Annotated in this window: 14 protein-coding genes; 3 read left to right on the top strand and 11 right to left on the bottom strand. The window is 64.7% G+C overall.

The genetic code is table 11. The annotated features are described in order from the left end of the window. Positions 1-59: 59 nt before the first annotated feature. The 3 genes from efp to PG883_RS00645 form a co-directional block, all read right to left on the bottom strand. On the bottom strand, positions 60-626 hold the full coding sequence (efp, locus tag PG883_RS00635; RefSeq protein ID WP_010673788.1) for an elongation factor P: 567 nt from the start codon (positions 624-626) through the stop codon (positions 60-62). A gap of 45 nt (positions 627-671) precedes the next feature. Next, positions 672-1,868, bottom strand: coding sequence for an elongation factor P maturation arginine rhamnosyltransferase EarP (earP, locus tag PG883_RS00640; RefSeq protein WP_270806840.1), 1,197 nt, complete (start codon positions 1,866-1,868; stop codon positions 672-674). 92 nt (positions 1,869-1,960) lie between these two features. Next, positions 1,961-3,004, bottom strand: coding sequence for a GMP reductase (locus tag PG883_RS00645; RefSeq protein WP_270806841.1), 1,044 nt, complete (start codon positions 3,002-3,004; stop codon positions 1,961-1,963). Positions 3,005-3,395: 391 nt separating this feature from the next. Here PG883_RS00645 and rloA3 point away from each other — a divergent pair, with 391 nt between their 5' ends. Beyond that, complete coding sequence (gene rloA3, locus PG883_RS00650; protein WP_041201491.1) at positions 3,396-3,875, top strand: retropepsin-like aspartic peptidase RloA3; 480 nt, start codon at positions 3,396-3,398, stop codon at positions 3,873-3,875. 67 nt (positions 3,876-3,942) lie between these two features. Here the strand turns inward: rloA3 and PG883_RS00655 are convergent, their stop codons facing one another. From PG883_RS00655 to PG883_RS00685, 7 genes are all read right to left on the bottom strand, one after another. Continuing rightward, the gene (locus PG883_RS00655; RefSeq protein WP_045525604.1) at positions 3,943-5,382 is read right to left on the bottom strand and encodes an ATP-binding protein; all 1,440 of its coding nucleotides are present in this window, start codon (positions 5,380-5,382) and stop codon (positions 3,943-3,945) included. Beyond that, the gene (locus PG883_RS00660; RefSeq protein ID WP_128296505.1) at positions 5,379-6,071 is read right to left on the bottom strand and encodes a response regulator; all 693 of its coding nucleotides are present in this window, start codon (positions 6,069-6,071) and stop codon (positions 5,379-5,381) included. Before PG883_RS00660 ends, PG883_RS00655 begins: the two co-directional genes overlap by 4 nt. 81 nt (positions 6,072-6,152) lie before the next feature. Next, positions 6,153-6,800: a tetratricopeptide repeat protein gene (locus tag PG883_RS00665; protein ID WP_104455469.1), complete on the bottom strand. Its 648-nt coding sequence runs from the start codon at positions 6,798-6,800 to the stop codon at positions 6,153-6,155. Position 6,801: 1 nt separating this feature from the next. Then, the gene (locus PG883_RS00670) at positions 6,802-7,650 is read right to left on the bottom strand and encodes an SDR family oxidoreductase (RefSeq protein ID WP_270806842.1); all 849 of its coding nucleotides are present in this window, start codon (positions 7,648-7,650) and stop codon (positions 6,802-6,804) included. Continuing rightward, positions 7,647-8,303, bottom strand: coding sequence for a TenA family transcriptional regulator (locus tag PG883_RS00675; protein WP_039039563.1), 657 nt, complete (start codon positions 8,301-8,303; stop codon positions 7,647-7,649). Before PG883_RS00675 ends, PG883_RS00670 begins: the two co-directional genes overlap by 4 nt. Beyond that, positions 8,300-9,781, bottom strand: coding sequence for an AMP-binding protein (locus tag PG883_RS00680; RefSeq protein WP_270806843.1), 1,482 nt, complete (start codon positions 9,779-9,781; stop codon positions 8,300-8,302). Before PG883_RS00680 ends, PG883_RS00675 begins: the two co-directional genes overlap by 4 nt. Then, positions 9,778-10,443: a thermostable hemolysin gene (locus tag PG883_RS00685; RefSeq protein ID WP_109111955.1), complete on the bottom strand. Its 666-nt coding sequence runs from the start codon at positions 10,441-10,443 to the stop codon at positions 9,778-9,780. Before PG883_RS00685 ends, PG883_RS00680 begins: the two co-directional genes overlap by 4 nt. A gap of 187 nt (positions 10,444-10,630) precedes the next feature. Between PG883_RS00685 and PG883_RS00690 the strand changes: the two genes are divergently transcribed. Continuing rightward, on the top strand, positions 10,631-11,272 hold the full coding sequence (locus tag PG883_RS00690) for a class I SAM-dependent methyltransferase (protein WP_219596702.1): 642 nt from the start codon (positions 10,631-10,633) through the stop codon (positions 11,270-11,272). 74 nt (positions 11,273-11,346) lie between these two features. Beyond that, a complete protein-coding gene (locus PG883_RS00695; protein WP_270806844.1) occupies positions 11,347-12,567 on the top strand; it encodes a winged helix-turn-helix domain-containing protein in 1,221 nt (406 codons plus the stop codon). Between the two features lie 10 nt (positions 12,568-12,577). Here the strand turns inward: PG883_RS00695 and PG883_RS00700 are convergent, their stop codons facing one another. Beyond that, on the bottom strand, positions 12,578-13,219 hold the full coding sequence (locus PG883_RS00700; protein ID WP_048207129.1) for a TetR/AcrR family transcriptional regulator: 642 nt from the start codon (positions 13,217-13,219) through the stop codon (positions 12,578-12,580). Positions 13,220-13,312 lie beyond the last annotated feature (93 nt).

Genomic DNA, 13,312 nt, shown 5'->3' on the forward strand with positions numbered 1-13,312 from the left:
CAGCCAATAAAAAAGCGAGCCTGGGCTCGCTTTTTTTGCAATCACATCAAGGGGTCAACTTAGTTGACGCGACGCTTGAATTCACCGGTACGGGTGTCGATTTCGATCTTGTCACCGATCTCCACGAAGGCGGCAACGGCCAGCTCGTAGGAGGTGCCCTTCAGGCGGGCAGGCTTGGTCACTTTACCGGAGGTGTCGCCACGGGCGGCCGGCTCGGTGTACTCGACTTCACGCACGATGGTGGTCGGCAGTTCTACGGAGATGGCTTTCTCGTTGTAGAAAGTCACTTCGCAGAGGTCTTCCATGCCGTCTACCAGGTAGTTCAGGGCATCACCCAGGTTGTCTTTCTCGACGTCGTACTGGTTGTACTCGGTGTCCATGAAGACATACAGCGGGTCGGAGTAGTAGGAGTAGGTGCACTCTTTACGCTCCAGCTGAACGACTTCCAGCTTGTCGTCGGCCTTGAAGACGGTCTCGGTGGCGCTGCCGTTCAGCAGACCCTTCAGCTTCATCTTGACCACGGCGGAGTTACGGCCGGATTTGTTGAATTCAGCCTTCTGGACCACCATCGGCTCGGTGCCGATCATGACTACGTTACCAGCGCGGATTTCCTGTGCGGTTTTCATGTAAAAAATTCCTGTTCGTGAAACGGACGGATAAAAACTGCCAGATTATATACGGCTTTCTAAAAATTTCACCAACCTCGTGACGAGATCCCCGTCCGCCAGCAGCCTCTGTGGCCAGGTGTGCCCATGTTGCTGCCATATGGCCGCGTATTGCGGCCATTGTGCCCAGAGTTCACCGGTGTGTTCCCCCCGGTTGAGGGCATGGTTGAAGCGGCGCAGCCACTGACCGGCCGACGCTGGCAAGGGGGAGAGGTAGTGGTCGAGAAAACCGTCCAGCTTGACCATGTGGGCATCCTCTTCCTGCTGGTAGATGTGCCAGAGGAAGGGGCGCCCCGCCCACTGGGCCCGCACGAAGGAGTCCTCCCCGCGCACCAGGTTGAGATCGCAGCTCCACAGCAGGCGATCGTAGCCCCTCTGATCGGTCATCGGCAGCAGCTTGATGGTGAGGTTGCCCGCCTGGAGCAGATCTCCGGCCCGTGCACCGGGAATGGCCTCTGCCAGCCCTGCGCCGATGAGCACGTCGTCGAGGGAGCGCCCCAGCGGCAGCAGCAGGGTGACGGGGGTGACGCTCTGGCGCCAGCCCTCGACCAGGCTCCTGAGCGCCTCGCTCTCGTAGGTAAAGAGGCTGACCCGCAGCTCGTCTTCTCGTTGGGGTGGCAAGCCGAGGCTGGCCCAGTAGGCAGTCAGTCCCGCTTCATCCTGTTGCCAGCGCTCGCGCTCGACGATAAGGCCGTGCTCGCACAGCAAGCCGCCGGTTCTGGCGGTGAAACCCGGGAAGAAGAAGTACTTGTCGAGGCGCCGGCTGCCGACCTGCTGGGGCGAGGCGAGGCCATGGCAATCCTCGACCCAGCTCTCGGCCGAGAGGTATTCGAGGTTGATCCAGCAGGGGGGCATGGTCTGCTCGGCCATGCGTTCGATAAAGGGGGCGGGCAGCTCGCAGGCAAACGCCTCGATGACCACCCTGGCCGGTGTCATGTCGGCGGGGAGGCGCTCGTGCCAGTGCTGGACATAGATGCCATCGACCCACTGACCGTCCTGTGCGGGGTCGAGCGCCGGGCAGATGCGCGCGAAGCTAGCCAGATCGTCCACCCAGAGCCGCACTTGCACCTCACTCTTCTGCGCCGGGAGCGCGCCTTCCTGTTTGAGCTGGCGGGCGAGTCGCCAGGTGACGCCGATGTCACCGAAGTTGTCGACGACGCAGCAGAAGATGTCCCAGTCGAACGGGGGGAGAGGGCTTGTCATGGCGCGGGATCCCAGATGCAAAAAAACTGGTGCGCAGGGTAGCACACCGGTCGGTCGGCTTCTAACGGTCGGCTCGGGGCCGAAGGAGGAACTTACTCCTTGCCGTAGACGTTGTTCTCCTGCTCGCGCACCCGGATGAAGGTGGTGCGTTTGGTGAGCTCTTTCAACTGGCTGGCCCCCACATAGGTGCAGGTGGATCGCACCCCGCCCAGGATGTCGCGCACCGTGTTCTCCACCGGGCCGCGGTAGGGCAGCAGCACGGTTTTGCCTTCGGAGGCGCGATACTCGGCGACGCCGCCGGCGTGCTTGTCCATGGCGCTGGCCGAGCTCATGCCGTAGAACTTCATGAAGGGCTCGCCTTCGACCTCGACGATTTCACCGCCGCACTCTTCGTGAGCGGCCAGCATGCCCCCCAGCATCACGAAGTCGGCACCGCCGCCGAAGGCCTTGGCCACATCCCCCGGGCAGGTGCAGCCGCCGTCACCGACGATCTGGCCACCCAGGCCGTGGGCCGCATCGGCACACTCGATGATGGCGGAGAGCTGCGGGTAGCCGACCCCGGTCTTGACCCGGGTGGTGCAGACCGAACCCGGGCCTATGCCCACCTTGACGATGTCGGCGCCGGAGAGGATCAGCTCCTCCACCATCTCGCCGGTCACCACGTTGCCCGCCAGGATGACGTGGTTCGGGCAGGCCTCGCGGATCTTGCGCAAAAACTCGACGAAGTGCTGGGAGTAGCCGTTGGCCACGTCCACGCAGATGAAGCGCAGGGCGCTGGACATCGCGAGGATCTGGCGTGTCTTGGTGAAGTCCTCCTCCGAGGTGCCGGTAGAGACCATCACATGGCCCAGCAGGGCCGGGTCGGTCTCATTGACGAAGGTTTGCCACTGCGCAAGGCTGTAGTGCTTGTGCACCGCCGTCATCATCTCGAAGCTGGCCAGGGTACGCGCCATGGCGAAGCTGCCGACGGTATCCATGTTGGCGGCGATGACGGGCACGCCCTGCCATCGGGTCTGGGTGTGCTTGAAGGTGAACTGGCGGGTCAGGCTGACTTGGGAACGGCTCTTGAGAGTAGAGCGCTTGGGGCGAAACAGGACATCCTTGAAACCGAGCTTCAAGTCTTCTTCGATACGCATTGCGAATTCCTTATTGAGCCTTGTGTGAGAGGTCACTTTGCAGTGGCAACTTTTCGGCAGGCGCAAAAAAACCGGTGGTTTTCAGGCCCTCCGGTTTACAGCAGTGTAGGCAAAAATCCCGTCAGAACAAGACTGATAATTCACGCACCGCTGTGGTAGCCTTTGGCGTCACAACCTGAGGATGGCCGCCAGCGTCATCCAGCACCCTGTTCTCCCCTCGTTTTCCTGCTGCATTCCCCACTCACGCACCGTGCCCGGCATGGATTGTCGCCTGTTGGCACCGCGTCCAGAGCCCGCTCCCCTGCACGCCAGAATCCGGTTGACCCGGCAGTTGGCTGTGATACATCTGGGCGCAAGACTGACAAGGCGAGAGAGCAAGATGGGCAAGAGAATGGTGGCGGCGGCCATGATGTGGGCGCTGTGCGGCAGCGCGATGGCGGCCCAGACCAGCTATGGCTGGATCGAGAAGGGGGTGCTGATGCCCTACGGAGTGGCGGTCAAGATGAAGCTCGATACCGGTGCCCTCACTTCGTCGCTGGATGCCCGCGACCTGAAGCATTTCAAGAAGGATGGCAAGCCCTGGGTGCGCTTCAACCTGGTGCTGACCGATGCCAATACCGACAAGGTGGTGCGCCGGAGCGTGGAGCGACCGGTGGAGCGCAGCGTGACGGTGCGCGGGGCGGGCGGCATGGAGCAGCGCCCGACGGTGACCATGTCCGTCTGCGTCGGGGACCAGGTCTACAAGGAGTGGTTCACCCTGCGGGATCGCAGCAAGATGATCTACCCGGTGCTGCTGGGGCGCCGTCTGCTGGCGGAGCTGGGACCGGTGGATTCGAGCCGGACCTTCACGGTACAGCCCACCTGCGACTAGGGTGGTGCAGCCATGAAAAACGGGGGCCTGGCCCCCGTTTTTCATGGCGTGCGCAAAGGCTGATCCCTCATGCCTGGCGCGAGGCGGGCAGCAGCACGCTCACTTCGAGCCCCCCTTCGGGCCGGTTGTGGATGTCGAGATCCGCTCCGTGAAGCTGGGCGATGCGCGAAACGATGGCCATGCCAAGGCCCACGCCATCCCCCTGCTGGGGATTGACCCGGAAGAAGCGCTCGCACAACCGGGACAGGGCGGCGGTGGGGATGCCGGGGCCGTTGTCCCGCACATCCACCCGGATCCGGTTGCCCACCTGGCTCACCACCACGGCGACCTCGCCGCCCACCTGGGTGTAGCGCAGCGCATTGTCGATGAGGTTGCCGAACATCAGCTCCAGCAACATCGCCTGTCCCATTACCTGCACCTGTTCGGCGCCCTCCAGGGACAGCTGTTGATCCTTTTTCAGGGCGATGGGGGCCAGGGTCGCCAGGGTGCCCTGCAACAAGGGGAACAAGGGAAGGGCTGTGAGGGCCGGGCTCTGCTGGTTGTCGATGCGGGCCTGGGTCAGCAACTGGCGGATCAGCCGGTCGCTGCGATCGAGGGCCAAGAGCATCTTGCGCAGGGCCTGCTCCCGGCTCTGATCATCCTCGGCCGTCATGGCGTTCTCGCTGTGGATGCGCAGCACCGCGAGGGGGGTGCGCAGCTCGTGGGCGGCCTCGTTGGTGAACTGTTTCTCCCGATCCAGGGTGTCAGCGAGGGCGTGCATCAGCCGGTTGATCTCCCCCACCAGCGGCGTCAGCTCCTCGGCCTTGATGGCGAGATTGAGGGGGCTCAGGTTGGCGGGATGACGCTCGCCGATGGCTTGCGCCAGCTGGTGCAGCGGTGACAGCCCCCGGGTGATCAGCCACCACAGCAGACCGAGCAGGAAGGGCAGGGTGATGAAGAGGGGCAGCATGGTGAGGGTGGCCATCTTGCTGGCCAGCTCGCTGCGTTCGTCATCCCGCTCCGCCACGATGAGCCAGGTCTGTTCACCTTCGTTGTAGAGGGTAAAGGTGCGCCACTCGTGATGATCCTTGGTCTCGCTGTTGAAGCCCCGCTCCAGGGTGGTCAACGGTTGGGCCGGGGCATTGGGCGAGCGCAGCAGCACGGCGCCCTGCTCGCTCAGCAACTGGAAGTAGAGGTTGTGCTCGAATTCATGGCCATAGGGGGTGAACTCGTTGTCCTGGCCGAACTGGAAGAAGCCGCCCTTCTCGATGTGGGGCGTCTCGGGGACGGCCTGCACCCACTCCTGGTACACGGTGCCGTTGCGCGGCAGCTCGCCGCTCTGCTTGAGATAGCGGCTGAGCAACTGGTTGGTGATGCGGGCGGACTGGGCGAGACGGGCATCAAACAGCTCTTCCATCTCGTGGTTGGCCTGCAGGTAGCCGATAAGGCCGCTGATGGCGAGGCTGAGGCTGACCAGGGCCAGGATGCCGGAGAGCAGAAAACGGCGGATGGAACGGACACGGCTCATGGGGCGGAGGCTCCTCTTGCGCCCTGGACGTCGAGCTGGGGCACGATGTAACCGACGCCGCGAATGTTGCGGATGAGCTCGGGGAAGAATTTCTTGCGCAGGTGGTGAATGTGCACCTCCACCGCGTTGCTCTCTGCCCCCTCGTCCCAGCCGTAGAGGCTCTGTTGCAGTTGATCCCGGCTCAATACCCGGCCGCTCTGGGTGATGAGCTCCTGCAACAGCTTGTACTCGTGGGGGGTGAGCTTGACCGGCTCGCCCCGATAGGTGACCTGCTGTGACGCGGGGAAGAGCTGCAGCTCCCCGTACTCCAGCACCGCCTGGGCCTGCCCCTTGCTGCGCCGCACCAGGGCGCGCAGCCGGGCGTTGAGCTCCTGCAGGGCGAAGGGTTTGACCATGTAGTCGTCGGAGCCTGCATCCAGCCCCAGCACCCGGTCGTCCAGGGCATCACGGGCGGTCAGGATGAGCACGGGCAGGGGCTGCCCCTCCCGGCGCAACTTGCGCAGCAGGCTGATGCCGTCGATGTCCGGCAGGTTGAGATCCAGGACAAGGGCGGCAAACTCCTCGCTCTTGAGCGCCGAGAGGGCCGGCATCCCCTGCTGGAGCCAGTCCACCGTGTAGCCGCTGCTGCGCAGGGCATCCACCATGCCGTCTCCCAGCATCACATCATCTTCCACCAACAGGATCCGCATTGTTCTCTCCCTCAAACGACACTGCCCACCAGTATGCAAGCTGGTGGGCAGAGTTGAAATAGCACACTGTGCTGCTTGTGTTTACAGCTTGGCGAGACGCTCGCGAATTTCCATTCTGCGGCCCTCGTCCGCCACCTCGCGGCCAGGGCGCGCCGGGGCGGCCAGGGCCTTGTCCAGATAGACCTTCGCCTGTGCCTTGTCACCCTGATCCAGCAGGAAGTCGCCGTAGAAGAAGTTGGGGTCGATGCCGGTGGGATTGATGGCCAGCGCCTGCTTGAGCAGCTTCTCCGCCTTCTCGTCGTCTCCAAAGCCCACCGGCCAGCCCGGCACCTGGTAGTAGAGGGAGCCCAGGCTGGTGTAGGCCGAGCCTTCCAGCGCCTTGGGATCCTGCTTGATGGCGATCTCGAGCTTGGCCTTGGCCTCCTTCACCAGACCAAGGGCGCCGAGGCCGCCCTTGGCCCCCGCCCAGGTGCTCTTGACGATGGCGGACCAGATCAGCAGATCGGTGCGAAATGCCTCCTTGGCGCTCGCCTCATCGGCCTTGGCACTCAGGCTCTCCAGGCAGCTCTCCTTGGCGTTGCCGGTCTGCTGGTACTGACAGTGGGCCCACTCCTGCTGAATGGTGGGCAGGGCATCGGCGGCCTGGGCCAGACCGCTTGTCAGCAGGCCCCCCAGGGCGAGCAACAGGGGGCCGTGACCAAATCGGGGACGGAAAGTGGCGTGCTTCATCTCAATGTTCCTTCTCGTTTGTCGCACAGGCGGGATCGCTCCTGTGATCGGGGGCTGGGGAGGCGGTGCGGCGGGCGTGGCGCTCGATGATCGGGCGCTGTTTGGCCAGGGCCATGTCCACCAAGGCGGGCAGCAGGCCGTTGAGCCGCACAAAGAGCTTTTCCGGCCAGCCGAGCCAGCGGCGGCGTGTCTCGTTGCACAGGGCGATGACGGCCTCCTCGGCCACGTCCTGCGGGCTGTCGGTCCGTGTGCCGAGCTCGGCATTCATGGCATAAGCCGCCTCGGAGTTGAGGTGGGTACGGGTGGCGCGGGGGGCAAAGTGCAGCACCTTGATGCCGGTTCCCTCCAGCTCCCGCCCCAGGGACTCGCTGAAGCCGTGCATGGCGAACTTGCTGGCGCAATAGACGCTGTAGCCGGCAAAACCGATGGCCCCGAGGCTGGAGCCGATGTTCATGATGATGGCGGGCTTGCGCAGCCGGGGCAGCAGGGCTCGGGTGAGCTGGATGGGCGCCTCGACGTTGAGCAGCAACTGGCGTGTCACCTGCTCGCTGCTCTGATCTTCCAGCCAGGCGAACTGGTTGCAGCCTGCACTGTTGATGAGCACGTCCAGCCCCTCGTCCAGGGCCGGATGTTGCAGCAGCTGCGCCCGTTCATGGGGAGAGCCGAGATCGGCCGTCACCGTCTGGTGGCGATCCGGATGAGGCAGCTCCCGGCGCAGGCGCTCCAGGGCGCTGGCCCGACGACCGTGCAGCAGCAGATGGGCACCCTGGGCCGCCAGTTCATGGGCCAGGGCTTCACCAATGCCGCCACTGGCGCCAGTCAGCAGTATGCGTTTGCCTTCAAGCTTCATTGGCAGGATCCCGTGAGCTGATAGAGCATGTCGCCATAGAGGCGGTAGACCACCTTGGCGGCGTGAATGATGGCGGCCTGATCGGCGGCATCTTCCACCCGGTTCATCAGGGATTCGAAGAACTTGAGGTGCTCCTGGTCCAGGGCCCCGTGGGAGCTCAGGTAGCTCATGGCCTGGGGCGGCAGACCCAGACCGCTCTTGAGCTGGTCGGCGACGGTCAGGGCGATGGCGACGCTGGTGCCTTCCAGCACCTGCACCATGCCGAAGAAGCCCATGGGGTTGCCGCGCTGGATCTGGTCGTAGAGGAAGGCCACCATCAGCTCGATGGGCAGGCCCGGCTGGCCGTGGCGCACCGCCTCGGCATCACCGCCGCAGGCACGGATGTCGTTCAGGATCCACTCCTGATGGCCGTACTCCTCGTCGATGTACTCCCTGATGGCGCCACGCACCCATTCGTACTCCTGCCCCAGCTTGCCGCCGGTGGCCATCAGGAGCGGCACCGTGTGGCGCACGTGGTAGTAGGCCTGTGCCAGGAAGGCGAGGTAGGTGTCACGGCTGATGTCGCCGCGGCGGCAGGCCTCGATGATGGGGGCGTTGAACAGGCGTTCGCGCTCGCAGGCGGTGGCTTGTTGCAGGGTCTGGTAGAAGCTCATGAGGTCTCTCCTGTGAGGCATTGGCTGATCTGCCGGGAAAAATGGTGATAAATCTCATTGCGACGGGGGCGCCCGTTGGCCGTCAGCAGGCCAGGGAGCTGATCCAGGGCGACCGGCAACCAGTGATGGATGCGGGCGTAATCGGGCAACTGCTGGTTGAGCCGGGCAATCTGCTCTGGCAATTGGGACTGGCTGCCCGGCAGCGGCTGGATAAGGGCCACGTTGGCGGGCTGACCGTCACCGAAGATGACGATGCGGGCGATGGCCGGGCAGAGCTGGGCCTGGGCTTCCACCCACTCCGGGGAGAAGTTGCGGCCAAAGGCGGTGATCTGCACGTTCTTCTTGCGCCCCGTGATATGGAGATAGCCCTCCTCGTCGATCCGACCCAGATCCCCTGTGGCGATCTGGCTGCCCGTCTCGCCCTCTTCCCCCAGGTAGCCCAGCATGGCGCTGCCGCTGACCATGACTTCGCCGTCTGCGGCGATCGTCACCTGGCAGTGGGGCAGAGGCAGGCCGACGCTGCCGGGACGATCCCCGTGGGGGCCGTTCAGGGCGACCACGGAGCCGCATTCTGAGAGACCGTATCCCTCGTAGACCGGCAGCCCCGCCGCACGGGCGTGAGCGATGAGTTCGGGGGCGACCTTGCCGCCGCCCACGGCGACGAAGCGCAGGGTGCCGAGCTGTGTCGCCAGGGCAGGGGTATTGAGGCACAGAGCCAGCAGCAGGCGCAGCAACTCGGGTACCAGCACCAGGCTGTGGCTGGGCCAGCGCAGCAGTGCCTGGGCCAGGGCCGCAGGATCCAGCTTGCTGGAGCCCGAGAAGCCGAGTTCCCCCAGGGAGGGGATGCGGCTGCAGGCGCCGGTCAGCAGCGGTACATACAAGCCGGTCAGGTTCTCCAGCAAGGTGGTGAGGGGCAGCAGGGTCAGGTGCTTCTCAACCCGGGCAGGGGCCACCCGCAGGGCAAGGGATCCGCAGACCGCCGTCATCTGTTCCAGCGACAGGCAGACGCCCTTGGGTTGCCCCGTGGTGCCAGAGGTATAGGTGATCTTGGCGGTGCCCGCCGGCAGCTCGGGGAGGCGGGCCGGGATGCGGCGCCACAGGGGCACGGCCTGCTCATCGGGCCTGCCTGCCATGAGCACGAGGGGTGAGGCGGACTGCCACCCCTGGTGCTCCGGGCCGACCAGGGCGTCTGCTCCGCTGCTTTCCAGCAGCCACGTCTGCTGCGCCGGACTGAAGAAGTGGGGAACCGGGATGACCACGATGCCGGCCCAGGTGCAGGCGAGATCGATCAGTGCCCAGGGCAGGCCGTTGTCGAGTTGCAGGGCCAGGCGGCGGATGCCGGCCCCTTGCAGCACGCCTGCCAGTTGCTGGATCTGCTGCCACAGGCTCTGGTAATCCAGCTCACCCTGGCTGCCTAGCAGCGCAGGCTGGTGCGGGGTCTGGCTGGCATGGTGGGCGATGGTGTCGAACAGCGTCATTGTGCGCACCTCCTGTCGATGTCGGCATGGTTAAAAAGGCGGGGCATGGGCCCCAGCAGGTTGAGCAGCAGGCTGCTCTGTGCGAGTACCTCGCGCCCCTGGTTGATGTCGCCTGCCATCACCTTGGGCTGGCAGCGGTAGTATTCGCCCCAGGCGCTGGCATCCTCTCCCACCTGATGGGCCTGGGCGGGGGCCAGCTCCACCGGGTTGAGACGCAGGCGGGTAAAGCTGTTGCGCAGCTTGGCGGTGCCGGTGAACACCACGTAGTCCAGGGCGTTGTCACACAGCAGACGGCACAGCGCGGCAAACATCAGGCGGGCGTGACCCGGTTCGCTGCAGGCAAGATTGCCCACTTCGATGATGCGGTGGCGGGCCGGACGGACCCCGAGACGGGTCTCGATGGCGGCCTCGACAGGCTGCTCCAGATATTGCTCCAGATAGAGCGGTTGCTCGTGCTCGCCATGGCAGGCCTGGTTAAGGCCGCAGGCACCGACCAGCACGCCATCTGCCCGGTAGAGCCCGAGCTGGCAGGGCAGAAAATGGGGAATGCGGGCGTTGAACTCGAGGGTATAGGCGGCCTGGATATAGGTTTGCAGCGCCATGACCTGCTGCGGGGATTCGGCCAGGATCAGCCGGTAGGGGGCTTGGATCTCGATGGTCATGGTTGGCTCCTTCTTTTGCGATGGGATGAGAGTAAAAGGGCAAACTTAAGAAACCCTTAAGGCGCAAAAAAAGACGAAAAAAACTGGCGGGGGGTGAACGGGGGTCGATGGGGGCTCCAGACAAAACAGTTGCCAGCAGCGGGCGTGGCAGGCAATCTGCCCCGCTGTCGCCACCCGAGGAGCTGCCATGTCATCCCCTGTTCACTGTCCCCTGTGTCTCTCCCCTCGGCACCATGCCCTGCCGGTGGCGGGCAAGGGCTATTACCGCTGCCTGGCGTGCGAGCTGGTCTGGATGGACGAGGCGGACCATCTGGACGAGGGGGCAGAGAAGGCGGTCTATGACGGGCACGACAACCGGGTGGACGATCCCCGCTACCGGGCCTTTCTGATGCGTGCCTTTGGCGAGGTGCTGGCCCGGGTGTCGCCTCCTGCCAGCGGCCTCGATTTTGGCTGCGGCCCCGGGCCTGCCCTCATCGCCATGGGGCGGGAGGCGGGCTTCGAGATGGCGGGTTACGACAAGTTCTATGCCGACGACCCCGAGTGCCTGACAAGGCAATATGACTTCATCACCAGCACCGAGGTGATAGAGCACATCGCCACCCCCCGCGCCGTGCTGGACACGCTCTGGGGCTGTCTCAAGCCCAGCGGGGTGCTGGTGTTGCAGACCCAGCGGGTGCTGGGGGACGAGCGCTTCAAGACCTGGCGCTATCGCCACGATCCCACCCATATCGTCTTCTTCGCCGAGGCCTCGTTCCGTGCCCTGGCGGTCCGCTGGCAGGCAGCGGTCGAGTTTCCTCATGCGGATGTGGCGGTGTTCACCAAACCCTGAGCGGGGCGTTTTCATTTGGCCATGAGTTGGGCATGCTGGTGGCCTGATGCCCAGGAACGGATGCCCCTATCTCCATGTCGATCCCCCACCTCTCATTGCAAGACGCTCGCCACCTGCAACTGGCGGCCCAGGGGCTGCTGACCCCGCGCCGCGCCAGAGCAACCCCCGCCGACCTGCTCGCCTGCATTCGCCGCATGGCGTTGCTGCAGATAGACACCATCTCCGTGGTGGCCCGCAGCCCCTATCTGGTGCTGTTCAGCCGTCTCGGCCACTACGATCCGCGCTGGCTGGAACAACTGCTGGCCGATGGTGACCTCTTCGAATACTGGGCCCACGAGGCCTGTTTCGTCCCCCGGGAAGATTACCGGCTGCTGCGCCATCGCATGCTGGATCCCGCCGCCATGGGCTGGAAGTTCTCCGCCCAGTGGCTCAAGACCCACGGCGGCGAGATAGCGCAGATAGTCGAGCGCATACGCCAGGATGGCCCGGTGCGGGCCGTCGACTTCGAGCGCAAGGGGGACAAGGGCAACGGCTGGTGGGACTGGAAGCCCGAAAAGCGCCACCTGGAGGTGCTGTTTACCGCAGGCCAGCTGATGGTGCGCGAACGGCGCAATTTCCAGCGGGTCTACGATCTCGCCGAGCGGGTCATGCCGGAGTGGAACGACGAGCGGGATCTGCCGAGTCCTGATCTCGCCCGGCGGGACATGGTGCGAGCCAGTTGCCGGGCGCTGGGGCTGGTCAAGACCGGCTGGGTGGCGGATTACTATCGCCTTAAACGGGGGAAATACGACGCCCTGCTCCACCAGCTGGCGGACGAGGGGGAGCTGTTGCCGGTACGAGTGGAGGGGTGGCAGCACGGAGCCTTCGTTCACGCCTCCCTGGGCGATGAACTGGTCCGGGCCCAGGCAGGCTCCCTCAAGGCGAGCCACACCGCCGTGCTCTCGCCCTTTGACCCGCTGGTGTGGGATCGCAAGCGGGCCAGCGAGCTGTTTGGCTTTGACTATCGCATCGAGTGCTATACCCCGGCCCCCAAGCGCAAGTACGGTTATTTCGTGCTGCCGTTGCTGCATCGCGGCAAGCTGGTGGGCAGGATGGACGCCAAGGCCCATCGCAAGGAGGGGGTGTTCGAGGTCAAGAGCCTCTATCTGGAAGACGGGGTCAGGGTGACCCGGACCCTGGCCCAGGATCTGGGCAAGGCCATCCAGAAGCTGGCGCAGTGGCACCAGACCCCGACCCTGCGCTACGGCGCCATCCCTGCGCCCTTGCTGGCTCAATGGCAGGAGGTGGCACGCTGAGGAAGGACGCCTACCCTCGCATCAAGCCGGGCAGCACCAGCGCAACGGCCGCGGTGATGCGCTCGCGAATGTCGCTGCCCGGCGCCAGCAAGCCGAGCGCCATCTGGCGCAGCGGCTCCGCCATGGTCATCGCCAGCAACAGATCGCTGGTCTGGGCAGCGTCCAGCTCGCGCAGCCAGCCCAGTTGCTGCTGGCGCTGTAGCCACGCCGCCAGGGTCGCCCTGCCGCGGGCAATACCGTTCTCCTGATAGGCCACCAACAGGGCATCCCGCCCCGCGAACTGATGTTGCAGCAGCCGGAACATGCCCACCGCCGGTGCGCTCAGCACCTGATCTGCAATCGCCTGCAAGCCCTGCTCCAGCATCTCTCCCAGTGCCTCGGGGTGGGTTGCATCCTGCTCGAAGGCCGGCTGGAAGGCATCGGTCCAGCTGCGCACCGCCTGCGCCACCAGCTCGTCGCGATTGGCGGCGAAGCGGTAGAGGGTCTTCTTGGCAACCCCCGCCTCTTTAGCCACCGCATCCACGGTCGCCGCGCTGTAGCCCCCCTTGAGCAACAAGGTCAGTGTCGCCTCGGCGAGGGCGGCGCGAAGGTCGGCTTCCGGGGTGACCGGACGGCCTCGTGAGCGTGTTTCTTCATCGTTCTGGTGCGACATATGGGCTCCTGGAAAGCATTGACAGACCCAGCATACAGGCATAGCGTAATTTAGGAAACGAACTTCGTTTCCTAAATTTATGGGAGTCATATC

This window comes from Aeromonas sp. QDB25 (assembly GCF_027707725.1).
In the GTDB taxonomy this organism is placed as follows: Bacteria; Pseudomonadota; Gammaproteobacteria; order Enterobacterales; family Aeromonadaceae; genus Aeromonas; species Aeromonas caviae.

Coding starts and splice junctions, on each gene's coding strand:
- efp (WP_010673788.1), bottom strand. CDS start 626: ATGAAAACCGCACAGGAAATCCGCGCTGGTAACGTAGTCATGATCGGC.
- earP (WP_270806840.1), bottom strand. CDS start 1,868: ATGACAAGCCCTCTCCCCCCGTTCGACTGGGACATCTTCTGCTGCGTC.
- PG883_RS00645 (WP_270806841.1), bottom strand. CDS start 3,004: ATGCGTATCGAAGAAGACTTGAAGCTCGGTTTCAAGGATGTCCTGTTT.
- rloA3 (WP_041201491.1), top strand. CDS start 3,396: ATGGTGGCGGCGGCCATGATGTGGGCGCTGTGCGGCAGCGCGATGGCG.
- PG883_RS00655 (WP_045525604.1), bottom strand. CDS start 5,382: ATGAGCCGTGTCCGTTCCATCCGCCGTTTTCTGCTCTCCGGCATCCTG.
- PG883_RS00660 (WP_128296505.1), bottom strand. CDS start 6,071: ATGCGGATCCTGTTGGTGGAAGATGATGTGATGCTGGGAGACGGCATG.
- PG883_RS00665 (WP_104455469.1), bottom strand. CDS start 6,800: ATGAAGCACGCCACTTTCCGTCCCCGATTTGGTCACGGCCCCCTGTTG.
- PG883_RS00670 (WP_270806842.1), bottom strand. CDS start 7,650: ATGAAGCTTGAAGGCAAACGCATACTGCTGACTGGCGCCAGTGGCGGC.
- PG883_RS00675 (WP_039039563.1), bottom strand. CDS start 8,303: ATGAGCTTCTACCAGACCCTGCAACAAGCCACCGCCTGCGAGCGCGAA.
- PG883_RS00680 (WP_270806843.1), bottom strand. CDS start 9,781: ATGACGCTGTTCGACACCATCGCCCACCATGCCAGCCAGACCCCGCAC.
- PG883_RS00685 (WP_109111955.1), bottom strand. CDS start 10,443: ATGACCATCGAGATCCAAGCCCCCTACCGGCTGATCCTGGCCGAATCC.
- PG883_RS00690 (WP_219596702.1), top strand. CDS start 10,631: ATGTCATCCCCTGTTCACTGTCCCCTGTGTCTCTCCCCTCGGCACCAT.
- PG883_RS00695 (WP_270806844.1), top strand. CDS start 11,347: ATGTCGATCCCCCACCTCTCATTGCAAGACGCTCGCCACCTGCAACTG.
- PG883_RS00700 (WP_048207129.1), bottom strand. CDS start 13,219: ATGTCGCACCAGAACGATGAAGAAACACGCTCACGAGGCCGTCCGGTC.